This window comes from Thioalkalivibrio sp. ALgr1 (assembly GCF_000378285.1).
Taxonomy (GTDB): Bacteria; Pseudomonadota; Gammaproteobacteria; order Ectothiorhodospirales; family Ectothiorhodospiraceae; genus Thioalkalivibrio.
Genome location: NZ_KB905134.1, coordinates 150,510 through 173,279, shown reverse-complemented (window position 1 = coordinate 173,279; position 22,770 = coordinate 150,510). Strand labels below are relative to the sequence as shown.

Annotated in this window: 15 protein-coding genes and 2 tRNA genes; 4 read left to right on the top strand and 13 right to left on the bottom strand. The window is 63.1% G+C overall.

From position 1 onward, the window contains the following. Positions 1 to 6: 6 nt before the first annotated feature. A tRNA-Leu gene (locus tag F466_RS0108500) sits at positions 7 to 93 on the top strand. A gap of 45 nt (positions 94 to 138) precedes the next feature. Next, positions 139 to 214: transfer RNA gene (locus F466_RS0108495), tRNA-Thr, on the top strand. Positions 215 to 284: 70 nt separating this feature from the next. Here the strand turns inward: F466_RS0108495 and F466_RS0108490 are convergent. Next, positions 285 to 1,673 (bottom strand): TolC family outer membrane protein, encoded by a 1,389-nt coding sequence (locus tag F466_RS0108490; protein ID WP_026182227.1) that lies wholly within the window; start codon positions 1,671 to 1,673, stop codon positions 285 to 287. A 409-nt stretch (positions 1,674 to 2,082) separates the two neighbouring features. Here F466_RS0108490 and F466_RS0108485 point away from each other — a divergent pair, with 409 nt between their 5' ends. Together F466_RS0108485 and F466_RS0108480 are read left to right on the top strand one after the other, a co-directional pair. Beyond that, a complete protein-coding gene (locus F466_RS0108485) occupies positions 2,083 to 2,760 on the top strand; it encodes a transglutaminase-like cysteine peptidase (RefSeq protein WP_026296437.1) in 678 nt (225 codons plus the stop codon). 10 nt (positions 2,761 to 2,770) lie between these two features. Beyond that, positions 2,771 to 4,678, top strand: coding sequence for a LapD/MoxY N-terminal periplasmic domain-containing protein (locus F466_RS0108480; RefSeq protein WP_018993881.1), 1,908 nt, complete (start codon positions 2,771 to 2,773; stop codon positions 4,676 to 4,678). A gap of 62 nt (positions 4,679 to 4,740) precedes the next feature. On the opposite strand, the gene F466_RS13790 is transcribed toward F466_RS0108480, so the two are convergent. From F466_RS13790 to F466_RS0108420, 12 genes are all read right to left on the bottom strand, one after another. Next, a complete protein-coding gene (locus tag F466_RS13790) occupies positions 4,741 to 9,786 on the bottom strand; it encodes a retention module-containing protein (protein ID WP_018993880.1) in 5,046 nt (1,681 codons plus the stop codon). A 207-nt stretch (positions 9,787 to 9,993) separates the two neighbouring features. Beyond that, positions 9,994 to 12,225 carry a retention module-containing protein gene (locus tag F466_RS0108470; protein WP_156820965.1) on the bottom strand — a complete coding sequence of 744 codons (2,232 nt, stop codon included), beginning with the start codon at positions 12,223 to 12,225 and terminating at the stop codon, positions 9,994 to 9,996. 147 nt (positions 12,226 to 12,372) lie between these two features. Further along, positions 12,373 to 12,705, bottom strand: coding sequence for a hypothetical protein (locus tag F466_RS0108465; protein ID WP_018993878.1), 333 nt, complete (start codon positions 12,703 to 12,705; stop codon positions 12,373 to 12,375). Between the two features lie 100 nt (positions 12,706 to 12,805). Further along, positions 12,806 to 14,575 carry a retention module-containing protein gene (locus F466_RS0108460; protein ID WP_018993877.1) on the bottom strand — a complete coding sequence of 590 codons (1,770 nt, stop codon included), beginning with the start codon at positions 14,573 to 14,575 and terminating at the stop codon, positions 12,806 to 12,808. A gap of 308 nt (positions 14,576 to 14,883) precedes the next feature. Then, positions 14,884 to 15,498, bottom strand: coding sequence for a response regulator transcription factor (locus F466_RS0108455; protein WP_018139368.1), 615 nt, complete (start codon positions 15,496 to 15,498; stop codon positions 14,884 to 14,886). A 5-nt stretch (positions 15,499 to 15,503) separates the two neighbouring features. Continuing rightward, complete coding sequence (locus F466_RS0108450; protein WP_012982711.1) at positions 15,504 to 16,928, bottom strand: HlyD family type I secretion periplasmic adaptor subunit; 1,425 nt, start codon at positions 16,926 to 16,928, stop codon at positions 15,504 to 15,506. Continuing rightward, entirely contained in the window at positions 16,925 to 19,096 is a 2,172-nt protein-coding gene (locus F466_RS0108445; protein WP_018993876.1) for a type I secretion system permease/ATPase, read from the bottom strand. Before F466_RS0108445 ends, F466_RS0108450 begins: the two co-directional genes overlap by 4 nt. 215 nt (positions 19,097 to 19,311) lie before the next feature. Next, positions 19,312 to 19,839, bottom strand: a complete 528-nt coding sequence (tadA, locus tag F466_RS0108440) for a tRNA adenosine(34) deaminase TadA (protein ID WP_018993875.1) — start codon at positions 19,837 to 19,839, stop codon at positions 19,312 to 19,314. After that, a complete protein-coding gene (locus tag F466_RS0108435) occupies positions 19,829 to 20,332 on the bottom strand; it encodes a glutathione peroxidase (protein WP_018993874.1) in 504 nt (167 codons plus the stop codon). Before F466_RS0108435 ends, tadA begins: the two co-directional genes overlap by 11 nt. Then, positions 20,325 to 20,978, bottom strand: coding sequence for an ABC-type transport auxiliary lipoprotein family protein (locus tag F466_RS0108430; RefSeq protein WP_018993873.1), 654 nt, complete (start codon positions 20,976 to 20,978; stop codon positions 20,325 to 20,327). Before F466_RS0108430 ends, F466_RS0108435 begins: the two co-directional genes overlap by 8 nt. Before the next feature lie 2 nt (positions 20,979 to 20,980). Continuing rightward, positions 20,981 to 21,994, bottom strand: coding sequence for an MlaD family protein (locus tag F466_RS0108425; RefSeq protein ID WP_020146666.1), 1,014 nt, complete (start codon positions 21,992 to 21,994; stop codon positions 20,981 to 20,983). Then, the gene (locus F466_RS0108420; protein WP_018993871.1) at positions 21,991 to 22,770 is read right to left on the bottom strand and encodes an ABC transporter ATP-binding protein; all 780 of its coding nucleotides are present in this window, start codon (positions 22,768 to 22,770) and stop codon (positions 21,991 to 21,993) included. Before F466_RS0108420 ends, F466_RS0108425 begins: the two co-directional genes overlap by 4 nt.

Below are 22,770 nucleotides of genomic sequence, written 5' to 3'. Positions count from 1 at the left end.
TCGAAAGCCGGGATGGCGGAACTGGTAGACGCGCCGGATTCAAAATCCGGTTCTGGCAACAGAGTGCGAGTTCGATTCTCGCTCCCGGCACCACCTCTTTATCTCGGGCCCTCCGCCAGGCTCGAAACCGCGCACCTGGCCGGTGTAGCTCAGTTGGTAGAGCATCTGATTTGTAATCAGAGGGTCGCAGGTTCGACTCCTGTCGCCGGCTCCATATCGCACACAGCAAAAGGGCCAGCCGAAATGGCTGGCCCTTTGCTTGTCTGCACTCCCGCGGGTCGGTCCTAGCGGAAGATACTTTCGTGGCGGGCTTCGCTCATCTGCGGCGCATCCGCCGGGCAGACCGACTCCGGATCAATCCGGGCGGCATCATCCACGAGCCCCAGCTCGGCAGCAGTCGGCATGTCGCCACGCGAGATATCGAGATACTCGAGCAGTCGGCCCATGCCATTCAGCGCCCGCGCCTTGGCAATTTCCATGTCGTGCTGGGCGTTGATGTAGGCGCGGCTCGCCTCGAAGTGCTCGTTCTCGGTGTCGAGCAGATCCAGCAGGCTGCGCTGGCCGATCCCGAACTGCTGACGATAGGCGGTACGCACGCGGTCGGACGAGTCCCGATGCTGGCGCAGGAAGCGCAGCTGACTGTCCAGCGAACGCATGTCGTTGTAGGCCACCGACACCGTTTGGCGCACATTGCGGCAAACCGACTCTTGCTGATCGCGCGCCTGGTTGAACTCTTCGGTGAACTGGCGGACCCGCGCCTGGTCAGTGCCGCCGCGGAACAGGTTCCACGTCATCACCACCAGCGCCGAGGTGTCATGGATACGGATGTCCTCACGTTCGAGCACATCATTCTCGTAGGCATGACGCAGCTGCAGGTCCAGACGCGGATGAAAGGCCGAACGGGCCACGTTGCGCTGTTCCTGGGCCGCTTCCATGTTGCGCAGCGAGGCGAACATGGCCGGGTTCTTGGTGATGGCCTCGGTCAGGGCCTCCTGAACCGTGCCGGGAATCGGCTCGTCAGAGAAGGTCCCGACCAGATCCACCCGGTCGTCAGCGGGCATCTGCCCTACGATCCGGTAGTACCGCGCATTCACGTCGTGCAGATTCTGGCGCTCGGTCAGCAGGTTGGACTCGGCCAGAGCCAGACGCCCCGAGGCCTGCTCGAGGTCAACGCCCCGGCCCACGCCGCGATCGGTCTGGTCCACGATCTGGTCGTAAACCTCCTTGTGCGCGTCGTAGTTCTCCTGCGCCAGGTCGACCAGGGCACGCTGACGCTGGACATCGGCGAAGGCACGCACGGCTTCCAGTGCGATCTCCTCGGTTGTTTCGCGCAGCTCGAAATAACGCACCCGCTGAATCTCGCCCAGGCGGCTCACTTCGCTTGCGGTCTCGAAACCGTCGTACAGCATCTGCGTCAGCGTGATATCGACACCACGCGGGTTACGCGAGAACGAATCAAAATTGTCGTCGCTGGAGCGCTGGCGCTGATAACCGGCACGGGCGTTCAGATCAATTTCGGGCAGGAAGCGCCCGCGCGCGCCCGTTTGTTCTTCCCCGGAGGCGCGAAAGGCATGCCACCGCGACTGCACATCGGGGTTGGAGAGTACCGCTTCCATCGCGGCGTCACGCAACGGCTCCGGGGCGTCGGCCTGCGCCGAACCACCCACTACCATCGCCACGGCCGCCGTCAGGGCCAGCAAACCACCTTTGCCAACCGCAGGCCTAATTCGGTTCATCATTTTTGTCCTCCCATAAAACCTGTTCGCCCACTCTTTTTGTCACCGAGCCAGCGCATACCGCTAACCGGAAGAAACGCTTATGTACGCCTCACACATTTGAACGATAGGCCTAAGCCCTTACCCGCGCAATCATTTTTGAAATGGTTCACATAACGGCAAACAAACGCCTGATAAGGCGAGAAACACCGCACAGCACTACGCTTGGGATTTATGTTTCTGGCTTTCCACAAAGGCGTAGCCCATCATTCGGGAAGTAGTGCTTTTTTCAGCCACCGGAGAGCGCGCCGACGTGCCTGGCATCTGGCCCCGCAACCCGTCCCGACTGATACGGCGCGCAAGCCTCGTGCTCGTGCTGGTCGCCGGGGCGTGGCTACTGGGCGCCAGCCATGCGGGCCTCGAAAGCTTCGCTCAGCTCGAGCAGGTTGCGGCCGACCGCTATGGGCCGGAAACCGCCGAGCGCGTGCGGCGCTGGCGCGAGCTGCTGGAAGATCTCGCTGATGAAGACGAACAGACCCAGATCACGCGGGTGAACGAGTTTTTCAATCGTCAGCTGCGCTACCAGGACGACCAGGTCACCTGGGGCCAGGAAGACTTCTGGGCCACCCCCCTGGAGGCCCTGGACAAGGGTGCTGGCGACTGCGAGGACTACTCCATCGCCAAGTACGTCAGCCTGCGCAAACTGGGTATCCCCGATGAACGCCTGCGGCTTTTCTACGTCCGAGCCCGCCTTGGCGGGCCTGGAAGCAATCTCAGCCAGGCGCACATGGTTCTCGGCTATTTCACCGACCCGCGAGACGAGCCCAAGGTCCTGGACAACCTGGTGACCCGAATTGAACGCGCATCCCAGCGCGACGACCTGACGCCGATCTTCTCGTTCAATAGCGAGGGACTCTGGCCCGACGGGCAGGCACAGTCCGCGGCCGACCCCACGGCCCGCCTGTCACGTTGGCGCCGCGTCCTGGAGCAGCTGGACGAATACGGCCTTGATCTCGACCGACCCATCAACTCGACCCCGGAATGAGGGCGCAGTCATGACGCTGAGAAAACAACTCTGGATCGCGGTAGCCATCATTATGCTGCTGGCGTTACTGGTCAGCATCGTGGTGAGCACCCTGTCCGCCCGCGACTACCTGGCGCAGCAGCTGCTGACCAAGAACATCGACAACGCCGCATCCCTGGCCTTGTCGCTTTCCCAGCTGCCCAAGGACGAGACCACCGTGGAGCTGCAAATCGCCTCGCAGTTCGACACCGGCCACTACCAGCACATCCGGCTGATCGATCCGACCGGCGACCTCATGATCGAACGCCGCAACCCCGAGCCACCCCAGGGCGTGCCCGAATGGTTTGTCGAGCGCCTGGCCTTCAACGTGCGCCCCGGGATCGCGCATGTGTCCGATGGCTGGTCTTCCTTCGGCACGCTGATCGTCGAGAGCCAGACGAATTACGCCTACGAGGCCCTGTGGGACGGCACCCTCCGCCTCACCGCGATCTTTGCCGGCGGTTTGTTGATCATCGGCCTGATTGGGTCGTTCCTGCTCGGCCGGCTGATTCGGCCTCTGAAGCAAGTGGTGGAACAGGCCGAGGCCGTCGGCGAAAGGCGGTTCGTGACCACCCCGGAACCCCGCACCTGGGAGTTCCAGGCACTGGTCCGCGCCATGAACCGGCTGACCGAGCACGTCCGGATGATGCTGCAGGAAGAATCCACGCGTTTAGAACGCCTGAAAACTCGCCTTCAACACGATGATGTAACGGGCCTTTTGAACCGCGAATCCTTCCTGGCCCGATTCCAGTCGACCCTCGAAAATCGGCACGCCGGTTCCGCCGGGAGCTTTGTCGTCCTGCGCGTCGCCAGCCTGCCCGAGCTCAACCAGGCGATCGGACACGACAAGCTGGATGAGCTTCTGGCACGCATTGCCGAAGTCGCGGAACAACAAACCAGCGTGACCGATTACGGCGCCGCAGGGCGCCTCAAGGGTTCCGATATTGCCGTCTTTGGCGACGGCATAGGGGACAGCCGCCGTTTTGCCGAGTCCCTGCTGACGGCGATCCGCGCGGAGCTGGGCCCCAAAGCTCCCGAAGCCATGGCCTTGCATTTGGCCGGGACGCCCTACCACCCCGACGACACCACCGGAGAGGTGCTCAGCCGCGTCGACCAGGCGCTGGTCCGCGCGGAACTGGAGCCGGGCGATTCCATCGCCGAAGAACCTCATGCCGTGCTGCCACATGCCAATCAGAACGAATGGCGCACCGCGATCACCGTGGCCATGGCCACGCATGGCGTGAAGCTCGCGCGATTCCCGGTGATGGACGCCGACCACCAGCTGATGCACCACGAAGCGCCGATGCGCCTGCTGCTGGATGGCGAATCGCGCCCGGCGGGCTATTTCATGCCTTGGGCCGTACGCCTGGACCTGATCCGGCAGCTGGACGACGCCGTCCTCGATGCCGCCATCGATCAGCTACGAGCAGGAAACGAGCGCCTCGCAATCAATTTGTCGGTCGACAGCCTGCAGGACACCGACTTTCGCCAACGCCTGGAATCCCGCCTGGCCTCCGACCCGGAAGTGGCCGGTCGACTGTGGCTGGAATTCCCGGCCCGGGGCGCCCTGGCGCATCCGGCCGAACTGCGCGACCTGTGCCGTATCGCGCGTGTCACGGGCTTCGTGGTCGGTCTAGAGCACGCGGGGCCGGAGGCGTTCCGCTCACACGACCTTACCGCGTATGGGCTGCATTACGTGAAGCTGCAGGCCTCGCTGATCCAGGGTGTCCATCGATCCACGGAGACCCAGGCGCTGATTCGCGGGCTTTGCACCCTCGCGCACTCGATCGGCATTCTGGTGATCGCCGAAGGCTGCGACAGCACCGACGATATCGAGCCCCTGATGGAGCTTGGCATCGACGGCGTGACCGGCCGAGCCGTTCAGTCCCTCAAGGCTTGATCGCCACAAAAAAGCCCCGCCAACAATGGCGGGGCCTCGCGGATACCAACGAACCGCGCGTTCTACTGGTCGATCTTTAGCTGGTCGTTATCCAGCAATGCCTGGATGATGACATCGGAGCTGCCGCCCAGATCAACGCCCTGCAGCGTGATGATCTGATCCGCATTATCCCCGTTCGCACCCAGCTGCCCGGTGGAATGCACGAACAGTACGGTATCGCCTCCCTGCGATTCTGCATACAGATACTGACCCAGCTCGCCTGCCTCCTCGCCCTGCAAGAGGTCCGAGAGGTCCAGAACGTCGCCACTGCCGTTATCCGATAGCTTGAAGTCGGTAATGACGTCATGGGCGGCGGGAGTGCCATCCATCGCCTGATCGCCAAAGAACCAGACGAAGGTGTTGCTGCCGCCACCCCCGGTGAGCGTATCGCTGCCCGCACCACCGATGATCACGTCGTCACCATCACCCCCGATGATGCTGTCATTCCCGGCACCGCCATAGAGCAGATTGTTACCGCCACCCCCGATCAGGGTGTCGTCGCCCGTACCGCCGAACAGAATGTCGTCGCCGTCATTGCCGATCAGCGTGTCGTTGCCGGCACCTCCCAGGAGCATACCCTCGGTCCCGGCTGCCACCACCAGCTCCACCCCGTCATCGTTTGCGGCCTCCTGGATGACGTAATGGTCGGGTGCCAGTTGCAGCTTGATCGCGTCGGTGAGCGTGATGCTGTCGCCGTCACCGTCCACGATCGCCAGATCCAGCCCGAAGTCGAGCGGGCTGCCAATCGGACTCGATGTCAGCCCGCCAAATCCACCGATCTGGAAGCGGCCGCCGCCAGCATGATGATATTCGACACTGTTCAGGCCATCCTCGGCGAACACACCAATGGTCGTGCCGGACTGTACACCCTCGAACACCGCGTGATCGCCCACCAGACGGATCGAGAACAGATTCCCCGATAGCGAGAAGTTCTCGGACTGGTTTTCTGCCCATCCGGTCATGTCCACGGTGTACGTCTGCCCGCCGTACTCGACAAAGGCACCCGTGATCCGTACCGGATCACCATCGCCCACCCGGTTATTGCCATCCGGGTCGTTGAAGGCCTCGACCCGAATGGTGGTGTCATTCGCCGTCGAGATCCGCGCGGAGGCACCGTCGACCAGTACGTGTCCGTCGAACATATGCCCTGGGTTCGCCGGGTCGTATCCCGCACCGTTCGGCGGGATCCCGGAGGCGTTTTCGACATAGTCCACCCGCATCGCCTGGCCGCTGCTCACAAACACGTTGCCGACGCCGCCCTCGTTGGAGTTCGTGTTCACCGAAGTGGCGCCGACCGGAGTCAGCAGGATATCCGGGAAGCCGTCCGCGCCCGTGAAGTAGTTGTAGTGACGGTTGCCGGCATCGCCCGCCAAGGAATAGCCACCATCATCGACCGAGAACCGCTGCTGCTCGTCAAGCGGCTGCAGCAGCTCGAAGTCGTAGGTATCCGCACCATCCGGATCCAGGTTGAGGCGCGCGATAAAGACCCTGGCCCCCAGGACTTCGGGATCGTCTGTCCCGCTTCCGCCAGGGTGCGTGGAAGCCATCAGGGTCTGACCCTCACTGCTCACGTAGTAATACACCGCCTGCCCACCCGAACTGAGGCCGGACGCGTATCCGTCGGCATAGGCGAATCGGACCGTACCACCCACATCGGCACCGAAGTTGTCCTCGACCTGACCGTCCAGATCCAGACGGACGCCTTCGATCTTGCTGAACGCGTTGTCAGGGTCATTCACCAGAAATCCGAGGTCGGGAACAATCGGACTCGGCCCGTCATCCACGAAAGCCAGCACACCACCAAGGGGAATGGCCTCGGTGGACAGGATCGCATAGTCACCGTCGCCATCCGTTGCCGTCGCCGTGGCCTTCAGTGTCACCAGCCCTGCCAGCGTCTCGATCGCGGCGGGATCGCTGCTGTCCGCATGGTCGATGGGTCGGTACAGCTCCAGTTGCAGAATTGTCTCGTCCGTCTCGTTGGTCGTGAGCTGCAGTACGAACACCATCTCGCCATCCGCTCGGCCCGTGATGGTCTGTCCATCCTCCGACAGCGTCAGAACGATCGCCTGGCCCTGGCTGAACAGGCCCGATTCACCCTCCTCAACCGCCATACCGGATAGCCCCAGCGCATAGGCCCAGACAAGCTCCCCGGGACCATCGGCGCCATAGTTCACCGCCACCTCGAACAGCCCATCGAGGAGCACGGAATCGACACTGGTGCCCTCCACGGTCTCCGCATCCTGCACGGTCAGACCCAGATCCCCAAAGGTGAACGTGATGCCCGCGGGGTCGAACACCGGCCCGTCGTCCGCAAACTGCAGCAGTCCGCCCACGTCTGCATAGACATAATCGCTTGCGGTATCTCCATCCCTGTCCGTTAGCGTGACCTCTCCACGCAGCTGAATCTGGCCGGACGAAAGGAGCAGCAGATCATCCGCGTAATCGCTGCTGTCCCGGGAGGCGTGGTCCACTGCCTGGTATTGCGACAGCACCAGTTCACCGCTTTCTACATCCAGCGATACGGTGAACACCGTGTTGTGCAGGTCGACTTCACTCGCGGCCATCGCCGTGCTCCCGACGATCACGCCACCGATCGCAAACAGAAACACGGCTGCGTTGTTACTGCTCAGGCCACGCCTGTCCTCGCCCTCGCCCGTCGTCGCCTCTTGTCCGGATAGGCCATCCTTCAGGCCCAGCGTATAGGTCCACTGTTCGGAATCCGTGTCGGCGGGCCCGTCGGCCCCATAGGCGCTGCCTTCGCCAAGACTGAAGAGGTCCGCCAGGGACACACGGTCCTCGCGGCCTTCGTCACTCGGGCTGGTACCCTTTTCGAGCGCGGCATCCGAGGTCAGCAGCACAATGCCGTCCAGATCGGCAACCTCGGCGATGGCGACCGGGCCATCATCGGCAAAGCCGGTCAGAGGCCCGATATCCAGCACAAGGCTGTCGGTTGCCGAATCGCCATCCCCGTCGGTGACCACCACGGTCGCCTTCAGCTCCAGCAGCCCGGCCGACAGCGTCAACAAATCCTGGGCGTAGCCCTCGCTGTCGACCCGGGAATGATCCACCGCGAGGTACTGGTCCAGCACCATGTCGCCGGAATCCAGGTCGATCGACAGTCTGAACACGGTGTTGGATACGTTGATCTCGTCGACGCTATTGGCGGTCGAGCCGATGATCTCGCCGGCTTCAGCCTGGTACAGATAGACCTGCGCGCCCCCACGCGTCAGCGGCGTGACGAACGCATCCTCTCCGGTTGTTGCGGCGGCGCCATCTCCCAGCCCTTCGCCCAGTTGCAGGATGTAGGACCACTGCTGTGCATCGGAGGCCGCCGGGCCGTCCGCACCGTAGTCGATCGCGGCCGAGAACAGCGTGTCGAGCGCCACACGGGCACTCGCACCCTGTCCCGCCGCATGCTCGCCGGAACCGTCCGGCAGGGCCGCCTCGAAGGTCAGCAGACCTGCATCATCCAGATCCTCGCTGGGGCTCACGGAAACGGTCGGACCGTCATCGGCAAACGAGATCACACCGCTGACATCGACGAAGACCGAATCCGACGCCTGGTCCCCGTCGCCATCGGTTACCGTGACCGTTGCCTGCACCCCAAAGACCCCGCTCGACAGGCTGACCACGTCATCACGGTAATCGCCGTCATCCGGCGAGGAATGATCCAGAGAAGTGAACTGCTCCAGTATCAGGCCACCGGCCTCCACGCGCAGCGTAAAGACGGTGTTGCCGGGATGAACCGCAGCCTCTTCAGCGGCGGTACTGCCGTAGAGCAGTCCATCAATCAGATAGATACGAACATCTTCTCCAGAACTCTGAAGGGCCTCCGGACCATCCGATCCGACATGGCTCAGCGGGGACCCCTGTTCAATGCCAGCGCCAAGAACCAGGGAGTAGGCCCATACCTCCGCACCTTCCGCTGCGGCACCGTCCGCGCCGAATTCAATCGTGGCGGAGAACAAGGGGCCCAGCTCGACCCGGTCGATCCTGGCATCCGGGTCGCTGCCGGACCCGTCTTCAAGAGCCCAGTCCGCCGTCGCCAGCGCGAGGCCTTCCAGAGAGGGGATATTTGCCTGTACCTCCGGACCATCGTCGACAATCGACAAGAGGCCGCCGATCTCGACACTCGCCGACGCCGAGTCTCCCGTCGCGTCCGTCACCGTGGCCGTGAGGATGATCCCGAGCCCACCCAGATCGATCACATCGTCGGCCGAGCCCGCATCCGGATGCACCAGCGCGAGCATGTGCGTGAAGGTGACGAAACCGTCTGCATCCACGGCGATCGTAAACGCGACGGCGCCACCCGCCGTGACACCCTCGAGCACACCGCCGTTGTTGATCAGCGAAACCGACTCGCGGCCAGCAGAGGTGACCAGCCCTGTCGACCCGTCTCCCTCAATCGACAGCGCATAGCCGACGTTTCCCAGGCCATCCGGTCCAAAATCGACCAGAAAGGCCTGGGCAAAATCGATACTGGTGGCGTTGCTGTCGGCTTCGCGCAATGCCGTTTCGTCCAGTCTCAAGGCAAGCCCCTCGAGCACTGCGGAGATCAGACTGATACTGGGCTGCCCGCCATCCGCCTCGGTGAGGCGCGCGCCATCAAGCTCGAACTCCGGGTCGCCGAACACATTGACCGGAAACTCGTAGGCAATCGGGCGGACCTCTGCGATATTGCGTGCGATACGGACAAAGCTGACACCACCGTCACTGCCACCTTCGAGACCGGCGGCGGGCGCCTCCAGCAGGTCGCCCAGGCTTTCACCCCGTTCCAGCGCGGCGATGATTTCCTCAACCGTGGCCTCGCCAATCTGCGAGTCGTTCGGATCGGTGTCTGCGGACTGCGCGAGTTCTTCCGTAATGACAGCCTCCTCGCCCTCCGCCAGAGCCAGGGTGGAACCATCCTCGAAGGCCAGTTCGACCAGACCGCCGGATTGGGCAATGACCGACTCGCCTCGATAGATCGAATCGCCCTGCTGGAAAACCCGCGCATTTCCCTCGGCATCCCGCGCGATCACGGTGCCAATTACAGACTGAACAGTGGCAATAACGGGTTCCGCACCCATGGCCGTATTCCTCGTCACACACCCCCCAATGGGGTGGTCATGACTACTTGAATACGCCCGGCGTCAAAATCCCGTTAGCTGTACTGAAGTACAGGGGATGAGTTGGGTCATACCGCGCCAGGACCATGGCACCAGAACACCCAATCTCGGGACACAAAAAAGCCCGGGTCGCCACGCGACCCGGGCTCGGTTTGCGGGATTGAGGTCCTATTGATCGATGGTCAGATGCCCATTCTCGATCAACGTCTGGATGAAGTCCCAGGACGAATCAAAGCCGTTCATGCTCACGCCCTCCAGCGTGATCGCATAGTCGGCACCCCCGCTTTCGCTTCCCATCGTGCCCGACGAGCTCACATGCAGCACGGTGTGCTCACCCTGCGGCTCGGCCGACAGGAACTGATCGAGCGTCTCCTGGCTCGCTGCCGAAAGCAGATCCCCCAGCGTGATCCTGGCGCTGGAGGCATCCGTGTCCAGGCTGAAGCCCTGAATCACAAAGCGGGCGGGATCGTCCGTGGTGCCCTGGCCGCCTTCGGAGATCACGAAGATGTCCTGATCCGTATCCACCGTCAGGAAGTTCGCCCCGTAGTCATCCGCCTCGTCCATTTCCCCAATACCCGCGGCAGTGAGACCTTCCTCGGCACCCGTCGCGGGATAGAACTCGGCATCCTCGCCCTCGCCTACCTGCACCGAAAGATCGATCGGCTTCACCGAAAAGGCGCTTTCGTTCCCACTCGCTCCCGGGCCAGTACTGCCGCCCTGGAACGCAATAAAGGAAAAGGTCTCGCCACTGAGTTCGAGGTAACCATCTTCGTTGACATCGGCCTCGAGATCGCGCGCCTCGCCAATGCGCACCCCTTCCGCATCGTACAGGTGGTAGCGGCCCCCGTTGATATCGCCCTGAATCAGAAATACCGCCGTATCCGTCGAACTCACCAGGGTGAACAGGAGCGCCTCACCAAACTCGATGGCGTTTGGATCGTCCGACGCCGCGCGGTGATCCACCGCAAAAAAACCGTCCTGATGCGATACCGCGGCACTCTGGGCGCCGGTCTCCTTCAGGTTGTTGGCATTCGCCAGCGTGCCCTGCACATCACTGCCGCCGACCACATGCGCCGAAGCGAACAGGTCCGGCACGGGCTCGGGTGGCTCCACGACGGGCTCCGGGACCGGCGCAAAGGCACTGTCCGTGTCCACGAGATCGTCGAGCCCCTCCAGAACAACGGTTCCCTCTACGGTCACATTCAACTGGTTGCCATCCACGAGGCCAGCACGTACCGCAGTGGCTCCTGCTGCGGTCAGCACCACGAACCAGTTGCCCGCACCATCCTGCACCAGCGTGAGGTAGGCCGCGTCACCCCCCACAATGCTGTACGTAATGGCACTCGCCAGCGCGGGATCCAGGCCATCCAGATCCAGCGCATGCGACACATCGAACACCACATCGCCAGCCGCGGCCTCGCTCGCATCCTGATAGCCGTAATCCGCAGCGACTACTACCGTCACCGTCAGAGACGGGTCCGCATCCGGCGGCGGCTCGACAAACAGTTCCGGCACCGGAGCCACGGCACTGTCAGACGCCACAAGAGCCTCCATGCCGGTCAGCCCCACCTCGCCCTCAACCGTCACGCTCAGCTCGTTGCCGTCAACCGTGCCGTTGCGAATCGCCTCTGCCCCCTCCGCGGTCAGCTGGACCACCCAGTTGCCAGAACCATCCTGCGCGAGTGTGAGGTAAGCGGTGTCCCCACCGATAATGCTGTACGTAATAGCACTCGCCAGCGCCGGATCCAGGCCATCCAGATCCAGCACATGCGAGACGTCGAAGACCACGTCACCCGCCTGCGCTTCGCTGGCATCTTGATAGCCATACCCAGCTGCCAGGGACACTGAAACGGAAAGCGTCGGGTTCGCCGTCACCGGAGGTGGCTCTACCGAAGGCGGGCCAGGAGGTACCGTGTCAGCAGTCTCGCCTCCTGACACCGCCACGGTCTCACCGATCGCATCGGGACGACCAAAGACGTTCTCCGGGAAAGTGTAGTTAATTGGCTCTACTGGCTCATTAATGCGTGCGACACGCACGAAACCGCCGCCATCGCTATCACCACCTTCGAGACCGGCCGCCGGTGGCGCAATCAGCGCATCCAGTGATTCGCCGCGCTCCAAGGCCGCAATCACTTCTTCCGCCGTCGGAATCTCTGGATTGTCCGCACGGCCACTATCCGCCAGAGCTTCACCCACCAGGGCCTGCTGGCCCTCTCCGAGCGACAAGACGCCACCTTCCATTGCCTGTAGCTCAACCGACGCCCCCTGCAGTGGAATCACCTCCTCCCCCGCATACACGGTATCGCCGACCGCGAGCACCCTGGAATTACCGTCGGAATCTCTCGCAATCACAGTCCCCGTCAATGCCTGGACGGTGGCCACTACCGTATTCACTGCCATCGAATCCCCCCTCCTGCGCCAGTCCTCAAGACCGGCTCAAACAGACGCCCTCGCGTCCATAATCGATCTATAACCTCAGTGCCTGGTCTGGGTCCATCGCCACCGGCACACCGCTGTGCATGACACGTGATGTTCTAGCCAGCCTTTCTAGAGAAGGCCTTCGTCGTCTTCCACCAAATTCAGTCGCCGAGCCGAAGCCCGAAGATCCTTGCGCCCCAGCAACTTCTGCTGCGCGGCATCCGGCAGGTCCGTGAACCGGATCACACCCTTGTCCGTGAGTACTTCTACCAGATCTTCGAGCACCCGGATCAGTTCCAGGTCCGATGCCTGCAACGCAGCAGGCGGCACGGGTTCGTCGTCACTACTCGACAGGAACGCCAAAAGCTCCGGTGCATCGGCCGCCACGAACTCCGCACACTCGGCATCCGCATCCCGGCTCACCAAATCGATCCTGCCCTCTGAATTCCGTCTCACATACATTCGCGGCCCCCGGCCGTACGTTGCCCCAGCTCCCAGCCTACACCCTCAGACACAACAAAGCCCCGCCGATTGGCACCGGCGGGGCTCTCAACACGACCGCTTACTGGTCAATCTTGAGCTGGTCGTTGCTCAGGAGCTGATTGATCACTTCCTCAGAGCTGCTCCCGCCCAAGTCGTTAAACGATTTGCCTTCCAGTCGGATGGTCTGGTCCGCATTGTCCGTATCATTCCCCACAAAGCCCCCAGTGGAGCTAATGTACAGGACGGTATCGTTTCCATCCTCTTCGGCGATCATGAAATTCGAGATTTCAGTAACGTTCGCATCGTCCAGAAGGTCAGACACATCCAGAACGTTCCCCCCGTTGCCAAAGTCTGTGACCACATCGTTAGCTGGATCATCGACCGTCCCTTCGTCCCCAGAATTCCAGCGGAACACATCGTCTCCGGAACCTCCAGTGAGGATGTCGTCACCACCGCCACCAATGAGCAGATCATCACCTTCAGTCCCAATCAGGACGTCGTCACTATCGGAACCAACAAAAGTTCCTCCATCCATACTCTCCATGGTCACTTCAAGCGGCCTAACCGAGTACGCACTCCCTTCCCCGCTATTGCCTTGGCCCGTTGAACCTCCCTGGAAGGCGATATATGCAAAAGGTTCACTGACGACCAACAGGTTATCGTCAGTCAGGTCTTCCGCCAGATCGCGAGCATCACCAATCCGTTCTCCTTCTCCGTCGTACAGGTGATACACGCCACCATTTGGACTCCCGTCAATCTCGAAGGTGGCCCCAGAAACCTCCCCAGGCAGCTCAAACAGAAGCGCTTCTCGAAACTCGATACGATCCGGATCATTGTTGCCGCTATGGTCGACCGCGAAGAACCCATTATCATCTCGCGTCCAGTCGGCACTCTGATGTGGGGCATCCTTGAGACTCCTAGCATTTGCCATAGTCCCAACGCCGTCGCTTCCGCCCACGGTGTGAGCACTCACCGACCAGGTTGATGGGTCAAGCGGTTCCTCAGCGCCCGGTTCATCATCACCAGGCTCGTCATCACTCGGCTCGTCATCACTCGGCTCGTCGTCACCCGGCTCGTCATCACCCGGCTCGTCATCACTCGGCTCGTCGTCACCCGGCTCGTCATCACTCGGTTCGTCGTCACCCGGCTCGTCATCACTCGGCTCGTCGTCACCCGGCTCGTCATCACTCGGTTCGTCGTCACCCGGCTCGTCGTCACCCGGCTCGTCGTCACCCGGTTCGTCATCACCCGGTTCGTCATCACTCGGCTCGTCATCACCCGGTTCGTCATCACTCGGCTCGTCAACGATGGGGTTTTCGCTGACAGAGGTGTCGTCGACGTCTGCTGTAGTTACTTCTTCATCTTCCGCCAATGTGCCAGAGTCATTTATCCCGGCACTACCCGGCTCGCCGAAAACATTGGTGGGGAATTCGTACTGGACAGCAGGGGGCTCCTCACCTACCCGGGCGATGCGGACGAAGCTTGCGCCGCCGCCTTCACCACCATCGGCACCGGCGGCCGGGGCTTCGATGATGTCGGTGATGTCTTCACCGCGATCCAGGGCGGCGATGATCTCTTCGACGGTGGCGTCGGCGATCTCGCCTTCCTCGGGCGCGGGCTGGGCGGATTCCGCCAGGTCGTCGGTGATGGTGGCGGACTCGTTGCCCGCGAGGGACATGGTGGAGCCGTCCTCGAAGGCCATCTCGATGAAGGCGCCGTCTTCGGTGATGACTTCTTCGCCGTAGAAGATCTCGTCTCCGGGTTGCAGGACGCGGGTGTTGCCGTCCTCGTCTCGAGCAATGACGGTACCCACCACGGATTCGACGGTAGCTACGACGACTTCAGACATGATCTTCTCCCTGGATTCAGAATTACTTCACAGTTTTCGATGGGTACGAGCCTAGGGGAGTCGGCGTTGGCACGACAGGTGTACCGAAGTACAGGGTTTGTGGGGTTATGGGAGAACCGATATGAGGCTCGGTTGGATGAAAACGGATGGAAGCTGCGGGGTGCGGGGGCTGGATTGATGCGATTCGCTGTGCGAATCGCATCCTACGACCCTCATCAAACGAGGGGGATGGCGTCACGTAGGATGCCGATGAGCACAGCGAATCGCATCACCGCCGCTGGAGGCGAGCTACGCGTATCTCACCTGAATCAGACGGTCGGGTGCGATTCGCGCAGGCGAGTCAGGTGGAGCACGAGCTGAACGCGGTCATCCACGTTGAGCTTCTTGAAGACGGAGCCGAGGTGCATCTTGACGGTGCGTTCGGTCATGCCGAGCTGGCGCGCAATCTCCTTGTTGTGCGCCCCCGTGGTCACGGCCAGCGCAACTTCCCGCTCGCGGGGCGTAAGGTTCTCGAACCCCTCCGGCGGTGTTTCCGGATCGCGGGGCTGGGCGCTGCGGACTGTGCGAATCATCCGGGTCATCAGGTCGGGACCCACCCATAAGCCACCCCCGGTGACGGTGGCCGCGATCGTTCGCAGCTGGGCGACGTTGGCCAGTGTATGGCAGTAGCCGTGGGCCCCCGCGTCGAATGCACGGATGCCTTCTTCGTCATTCGGGTGTCGCGACTGCACAATCACCCGATGAACCAGAGTCCTTTGTTTGACGTACTCCTCCCAGTCGGCCAGATCCGTACCAATCCAGCAGGCTTCGGTGCCCTCCGGCAGGGTCGACGGAAATGGCGGGCGCAGCACCTGGGCATCCGGAAAGGCCTCTTCCCAGCGCGACGAGGGCCGCGACGCTCGGTCCATCATAAAGATCTGCATGTTGCTCAGCGCTCCGTAAAAGCCAACTCGCCCGCGCGGAGGATCGGCTTCAGCAGGTACTGCAGGATGGTGCGACGCCCGGTGATGATATCCACCTGCGTGACCATCCCGGTCATGATCGGATGCTCCTCGTCGAACCCGGTTTCCTCGGTTCTTACGCGGACCTTGTAATAGGTGTTGCCGTCGTCGTCGGTAATCGTGTCCGGACTGATGTGCTCCACGGTGGCATCCAGGCCGCCGTAGATGGCGAAGTCATAGGCGGTAAACTTCACCTTGGCGTTAAGCCCCGGGCGCAGATAGGCAATATCACGGGGCGATACCCGCGCCTCGATCAGCAATTCGTCCTCCAGCGGCACCACCTCGGCCACCTCGCGCCCAGGCGAGATCACGCCACCGCGCGTGGTGATGAACATCCGCTGCACAATCCCCGCCATGGGCGATCGCACCTCGGACAGCCGCACGCGATCCTCCAGGCCCTCGGTGCCCTCGGCCAGCTCCTGCAGCCGCCCAAGGGTGTCGGCGAGCTCCGAACGCCACTGATTGCGGAAATTCAGCCGCACCTCGCGGATCTTCTCTTCCGCTTCCTCGATCGCGGCGTCCAGACGGGCAATCTGCGCCGTCGCCTGATCACGATCGCCGCGGGCGTTGGAGACCTCGCGGCGCAAGCGCAGGATCTCCACTTCGGATACCGCCCCGCTTTGCACCAGCGGTTCGGTCACCTCCAGCTCTCGACTGGCCAGCTCCAGGGCACGGATGGCCTGGCTGCGGCGCGCCCTTACCTCGTTCAGCTCCTCGCGCCTTTGCCGCATCTGCTCTTCGGCAATGCGAATTCGCGAGCGCAGCTCATCCAGGCTTTCTTCGTAAAGCTGCTGTTCCTGCTCGACGATGGCCTGCGGCCCTTCCTGCAGGTCTGGTGTGATCAGGAACGGGGTTTCCGTCAGCAGCGCCATAAGGCGCGCCCGGCGCGCCTTCAACGCGAACTCGCTCGCCCTCGCCTCGCCCAGGTCGGACAAAAACCGCGTCGGGTCCACACGCACGAGCACGTCGCCCTGTTCCACGACATCCCCCTCGCGCACCAGCACCTCGGAGACCACGCCCCCGTCCATCGACTGCAGCACCTGAAGGTTCTGCGACGGGATCACCCGCCCATCCGCGCGGGCCACCTCGTCAATCTCGGCAACGGAGGCCCAATAAACCAGCAGGCCCAGCGTAATCAGGATCCCGTAGAGGAGCGCGCGGGCGCGGATCGGACGCTCCTGTATCTGCGTCCAGTCGGCGTCCGATGCCCAGTTGCGGTGGTCGCCCCCACCCTTGGTCAGCCACGGGCGAAAGATGCGGTCCACCATCGGTGCACCAACCTTTCCGGTCTGATCCATACCGCGGCCAAGCGCCTCGAATCCCTGGCCGTCCCTGCGCGTGCGCTTGCTCATGCCTGCGCCTTGCCCACGCGGCCTTCCCGCAGCGCCTGGATCACCTGCTCCTTCGGCCCGTCGGCCACCACACGGCCCTGATCCAGCACGATGATCCGGTCCACCAGCTCTAGCAGCGAGGTGCGGTGCGTGACGATCACGGTCGTCCGCCCCTGGATGAATTCCGCCAGACGGCGCTTCATGCCCTGCTCGGTGGAGTTGTCCATGGAGCTTGTCGGCTCGTCCATCAACAGCATGCTGGGCTCGTGCAACACGGCACGCGCCACACCAACACTCTGCTTCTGCCCGCCCGAAAGCCGGCCCCCGCGCTCCCCGACCTGCAGATCGACACCTTCTGGGTGGGTGTTAATCAGGTCCTCGATCCCGGAGATCGCGATCGCCTTGCGGATCGCCTCGTCGCTGGCCAGAGGATCGGCCGCCACCAGATTCTCGCGCAGGCTCCCGTAGAACAGCGTGACTTCCTGGCCCACATAGCCCAGCGACCGCCTCAGCTCGGCCGGGTCCAGCTGGCGTACGTCAATCCCGTCCACCAGTACCGCCCCGGAGGTCGGCTGATAAAGGCCCATGATCAGCTTGGCCAGCGTGCTCTTGCCCGAGCCCACGCGACCCAGCACGGCGACGTGTTCGCCCGCCTCGATCTTCAGCGAAACCCCCTGCAACGCCGGTGTAGCGGACTCGGGATAGGCGAAGCCGACATTGCGAAACTCGATCGCGCCCTCGAAGCGATCACGACTCAGGAAGTGCGAGTCCGCCGGGCGCTCGACCGGCAGCGCCATGATCTCGTTCAGCGAACCGAGCGCGGTCGAGGCCTGGTGATACTGCATCAGCAGCCCGGCGGTCTGACTAATGGGCGCCATCGCGCGCGAGGAGATCAGGTAGGCGGCAATCAGGCCGCCCATGGAGAGATCCCCCTCCATCAGCAGGAACACGCCGAGCACGATGATGGCGACGCCGACCGTGTGCTGCGCCCACATCGCCGTGTGCGTCACGCTTGCGGTCAGCAGTCGGTTGTGCGCATTGGTCCGGGCCAGGTGCGTCGTGGCGCGTTCCCAGGTCGCCTGCACCCGGCCCTCCGCCCCCAGGGCCTTGAGCGTCTCGGCCCCCGTCAGGCTCTCGACCAGCGTCGAATTGCGCTGCGCCGCCACGCGGTAGCTCTCCTCCGCGAGTCCGTGCAGCTTGCGATGGATGGCGGTGGCATAGAACAGCAGTAGCAGCGCGCCAATAGCCACGGGGATCGCCAGCGGCCAGGCGATCAACGCGATGATGGCGATGAACATGAACGCGAACGGCAGATCCACGAAGGCGATGATCGTCGCCGACGATATGAAGCTGCGGACCGATTCGAACGCGCCGATATTGGATGCGAACGACCCGACCGACGCCGGGCGGTTCTCCATACGCAGCCCGAGCACGCGTTCCATGATGTGCGAGGAGAGTTTTACGTCCGCGCGCATCGCCGCCTTGTCGACGAAGTGGCTGCGCATGGTGCGCAGGATCAGGTCGGCGATCAGCACGATCACGACACCCGCCGCGAACATGAACAGCGTCTCGGTCGCGTGGTTCGGGACCACGCGGTCGTACACGTTCAGCACGAACAGGGGCATTGCCAGCGCGAACAGGTTGATCATCACCGCCGCGATCAGCACATCCCGATACAGCGGCCGGTTCTCGCGAATGACCCGCCAGAACCAGTGCCCCTTGCTCTCCTTCGAGACCCGCGGGGCTCGGGCATCCATGCGGAACTCGGGCCGCACGTAGATGGCCCGCCCTACGTAGCGCTCTTTCAGCCGCTTCAGCGGCACATCGATGACCGCATCACCCAGCTCGGGGTCGATCACCCGGGCCACGCTCTTGTCGTCGTTCCAGCCGACCAGCACCCAGGCTTCGTTCTGGTCCAGCAGCAGCAGCGCGGGCAGCAGGTCGTCCTTCAATCCGCGGGCGTCGCGGGTGACGGTGCGTGTGGTCAGTCCGGCCCGCTGTGCCGCACGCGGGACCAGGGAGGGGCACAGCCGCCCTTCGTCCAGCGGAAGCCCCGCAAGCGCGGAATCCGGTGTCAGGCGCAGCCCGTGCATGCGGGCGATCAGGATCAACCCGCCGAGAAGGCTGTCCGAACGGCCCTCCCCATCCACAATCGGGAACTCCGGCTCGCGGCCATCCTTATCGCCCATGCGCCCCGACTCGGGTGCGCCCGTGGCCGAATCCAGGACAGGATCCCCGCGATCATCATTGGAAGGAGGCTGGCTAATCGGTACACCCCTGCTGCCGGACACAGAATCTCGGCATCCCCGTGCACCATTGATGTGCAGAACGTGAACGCCTTCTCATATTCGCTTGATTCTGCGCCCCAACGTGCCGCCGGGCAACGCCTTTGCATCACGGGGATCTAACGCTTTCGGCGTAGACGAAAGAAATTGCGCAGCAGCTCGGCAGCACGGTGCGCCGCCACGCCTTCGATACATTCCAGACGGTGGTTATGAGCGGGGTGATGAAGCAGGTCGATGGCGCCCCCGGCGGCCCCTGTGCGAGGGTCCGAAGCCGCAAACACCAGCCGCTCCACCCGGGCGTGAATCATCGCCCCCGCACACATCGAACAGGGCTCGAGCGTCACGTAGAGCGTGGTGCCGGTCAGCCGATAGTTGGAACACCGCTTTCCTGCGCTACGGAGGACTCTAATCTCGGCGTGCGCAGTGGCGTCATGCTCGCCGATCGGTGCGTTGTGGGCGGCGGCCAGACAATAACCCTCCGCATCCACCAGAACAGCACCCACCGGCACCTCGCCGACCTCCGCCGCCCGCTCCGCCTGCGCGAGCGCGACATCCATCCAGTAGGCATGCGCACCGGGTTCGGTAGGCGCCGGACCTCGCTCGCCGGGTTCCATGTTCCGCGGGTCGGGCGCGCCCTCAGCCGCCATCGTCCGGGCGCGGTACGGCGAGCGCGCGTTCGATTGCGCCGACCAGGTCCTGCGGCTTGCGCTGGGGGGCGAATCGGTCGAGTACGGAGCCATCCCGGCCGACCAGGAACTTGGTGAAGTTCCACTTGATCCCCCGCGTGCCCAACGCGCCGGGCGCCTGCTGCTTGAGGTGATGGTACAACGGGTGCGCGCCCTCGCCGTTCACTTCGATCTTGGCAAACACCGGAAACCCGACCCCGAAACGCACACCGCAGGCCTGTATGGCCTCCGCATCACCCGGCTCCTGCCCGCCAAACTGGTTGCAGGGAAAGCCAAGCACGCGAAAACGTCGCTCGGCGAACTGTTCCTGCAGTGCCTGCAGCCCCTCGTACTGCGGGGTGAACCCGCACTCGCTGGCCACATTGACGATCAGCAGGACATCCCCGCGATACGCCCCCAGAGGCTGTTCGGTACCGTCCGCTGCCGGCACCGAGAAGTCGAAGACATCAGTCATCGCGCGTGGCCTCGACATCTTCCAGGATCGCGTCTTCCAGATCCGCCAGGACCTCGGCCGTCGCGCGCGACAGAGCCGCCACCAGCTGCGAGGCCGAGCGCCGCTCCAGCGCCTGCTCGGATTCCAGATGCACCAGACGGCTGCGATCGCCCTGGCTCAACTGGGCGCGCAGACCCATATGCCCGGTCCCCGTCACGGCCAGCCCATTGGATTCGACGGCTTCAGCCCCTTCTAGATCACCGTACAGCGCGGTGATCAAGACATGGACCCGCACGGCAGGACGCCCCTGTTCACGCACCGCCGATGCGTTGTCGACCAGCTCCAGCGCGGCACCGTTGCGCGTCCAGCGTTCTCGCAGCAGTTGTTCAAGCTGCTCCGACGGTTTCAGGAACCATTCGTTGTAGTAATCCGACTCGTACTGGTGATTCCCCAGCCGGTATACCAGCCCATTGCCGGCATAGGCCGGAGCGACCCGGACCGACCCCAGTTCGACGGCCACCGGCTCCTCCGCCGTCCGTGCGGGTGGCTCGTCCGGCAACTCCAACAGATACCAGGAGCGATCGAGCGGCTCGCGGTCCGGCAACAGCGTGCAGCCACCCAGGACCAGCGCGGCGAGCATCAGGATCGGCACTTTCCACCAGTTCATGCTTACTCCTCGTCCATGCGGCTGCGCGGTGGCGGGGCACCGAACAGCGCACCACCGGGGTTGCGGCGTACATCATCCGACAGGCCGCGCAGGCCCGAGATCGCGCCTTGCAGCTCGTCCAGGGTCTCCAGCAACTTCGACTCGCTAACATCCATGCCGCGATCAAGGCGTTCGACCATCGAGTCCATGCGTTCGACCAGGCCCGCGACATCGGCCGCCTCGGCCGTACGACGCAGCTCCTGGATCGCCTTGCGGGTCTCGGTCGGAAGTGCCTGCGTGTCCGGATGCTCGACCAGGCTCTCGACCGACTGCATCACCCGATCAGCCGTGCGCATGGTCTGCTCGAGTTCCGAGATCAGATCATCCGCGCGCTGGTTCAGCCCTCCGGTGTCCAGACTGGACACGGTGTCGTCGACGGTCACCAGCAAAGAGTTCAGGTTCTCGATCACGCCCTCGATGTCCAGTCCGTCGATGCGCATGAGCAGATTCTCGGCGTACTCCATGAACTGCACGGCGATACTCGGGGACGACGGGATGTAGATCGACCGTGGTTCCCAGTCGTGCTCCAGCGGTGGGTGTTCTTCCGGATCGGAGAAATCCGCCTCCAAATAGTTCATGCCCGTGATGCCCTGTGCCGCGATGCGCACACGCAATCCTGCATCCACCAGGTTTTTCAGGACTTCCGACTCAAAATCCTGCTCGCGGGCACTGGCCGCGAAGCGGTCTGGCCAGAGTCGGGCCTCGACCATCACATAGCGTTTGCGCTCGCGCGGATCCACGTCTTGCTGGTATTCCACCGAGGTAAAGCCCAGATTGGTGATCTCGCCAATCGTCACTCCGCGGAACTTCACTGGCGCACCGATCTCCAGCCCCTGCACGGAGGAATCGACGTAGGTCTCGATCGGGATCGATGCGCGAAAGATATTGCCCGCGGTCATGATGATCAGCGCGGTCACCAGCGCCACCAGGCCACCGACGATGAACAACCCCAGGCTAAAATGTTGTCGGGCACTCATGTAGATCTCTCTTTGGAGTCGGCCGAATCGGCCCGCTGCAGGAACCGCTGTACCCACGGGTGATCGGATGTGTCACGCAGAGTCACCGGATTCCCTTCGGCAACGATGCCCTTGCTTTCCTTGTCGAGCATAATGACCCGGTCGGCAATCGCAAAAATACTGGCCAGCTCGTGGCTGACGATCACGATGGTCATGTCCAGGCTGCGGGCCAGCCGCAGAATCAACTGGTCGAGCTCCGCCGAGGTGATCGGGTCCAGCCCGGCTGAAGGTTCGTCCAGGAACAGGACTTCCGGGTCCAGCACCATCGCACGCGCGATCGCCGCACGCTTCTGCATGCCACCACTGATCTCCGAGGGCATGAAGTCCGCGAACTCGCCCAGCCCGACTAGCTGCAGTCGCGCCTTGGCGATTGCGTCCATCGCCTCGCGTGGCAGGTCGGTATGGACCTCCAGCGGCAGCCGGACGTTCTCCAATAGTGTCATGGAGCCAAACAGCGCCCCCATTTGGTACATCACGCCCACCCGGCGCAGGATCGCCTCGCGCTCTTGGCCATCGGCCGTGGTGATGTCGGCACCGGCCACCCAGATGTTTCCCTTCTGTGGCGTGTACAGTCCGATCATGTGCTTGAGCAGCGTACTCTTGCCGCTCCCGGAGCCGCCGAGGATCACGAAGATCTCGCCGCGCTGGACGTCAAAGTCGAGGTCCCGCATCAGCACAAAGTCACCGAACCCCATGGTGAGGTCGCGCACTTTGATCACCGGCTCTGCGTTCGCCAC

Bases quoted from the DNA above. Each gene is read 5' to 3' on its own strand.
- F466_RS0108490 (WP_026182227.1), bottom strand. From the start codon at position 1,673: ATGGTAGTGGGTGGTTCGGCGCAGGCCGACGCCCCGGAGCCGTTGCGT.
- F466_RS0108480 (WP_018993881.1), top strand. From the start codon at position 2,771: ATGACGCTGAGAAAACAACTCTGGATCGCGGTAGCCATCATTATGCTG.
- F466_RS13790 (WP_018993880.1), bottom strand. From the start codon at position 9,786: ATGGGTGCGGAACCCGTTATTGCCACTGTTCAGTCTGTAATTGGCACC.
- F466_RS0108470 (WP_156820965.1), bottom strand. From the start codon at position 12,225: ATGGCAGTGAATACGGTAGTGGCCACCGTCCAGGCATTGACGGGGACT.
- F466_RS0108465 (WP_018993878.1), bottom strand. From the start codon at position 12,705: ATGTATGTGAGACGGAATTCAGAGGGCAGGATCGATTTGGTGAGCCGG.
- F466_RS0108460 (WP_018993877.1), bottom strand. From the start codon at position 14,575: ATGTCTGAAGTCGTCGTAGCTACCGTCGAATCCGTGGTGGGTACCGTC.
- F466_RS0108455 (WP_018139368.1), bottom strand. From the start codon at position 15,498: ATGCAGATCTTTATGATGGACCGAGCGTCGCGGCCCTCGTCGCGCTGG.
- F466_RS0108450 (WP_012982711.1), bottom strand. From the start codon at position 16,928: ATGAGCAAGCGCACGCGCAGGGACGGCCAGGGATTCGAGGCGCTTGGC.
- F466_RS0108445 (WP_018993876.1), bottom strand. From the start codon at position 19,096: ATGGGCGATAAGGATGGCCGCGAGCCGGAGTTCCCGATTGTGGATGGG.
- tadA (WP_018993875.1), bottom strand. From the start codon at position 19,839: ATGGCGGCTGAGGGCGCGCCCGACCCGCGGAACATGGAACCCGGCGAG.
- F466_RS0108435 (WP_018993874.1), bottom strand. From the start codon at position 20,332: ATGACTGATGTCTTCGACTTCTCGGTGCCGGCAGCGGACGGTACCGAA.
- F466_RS0108430 (WP_018993873.1), bottom strand. From the start codon at position 20,978: ATGAACTGGTGGAAAGTGCCGATCCTGATGCTCGCCGCGCTGGTCCTG.
- F466_RS0108425 (WP_020146666.1), bottom strand. From the start codon at position 21,994: ATGAGTGCCCGACAACATTTTAGCCTGGGGTTGTTCATCGTCGGTGGC.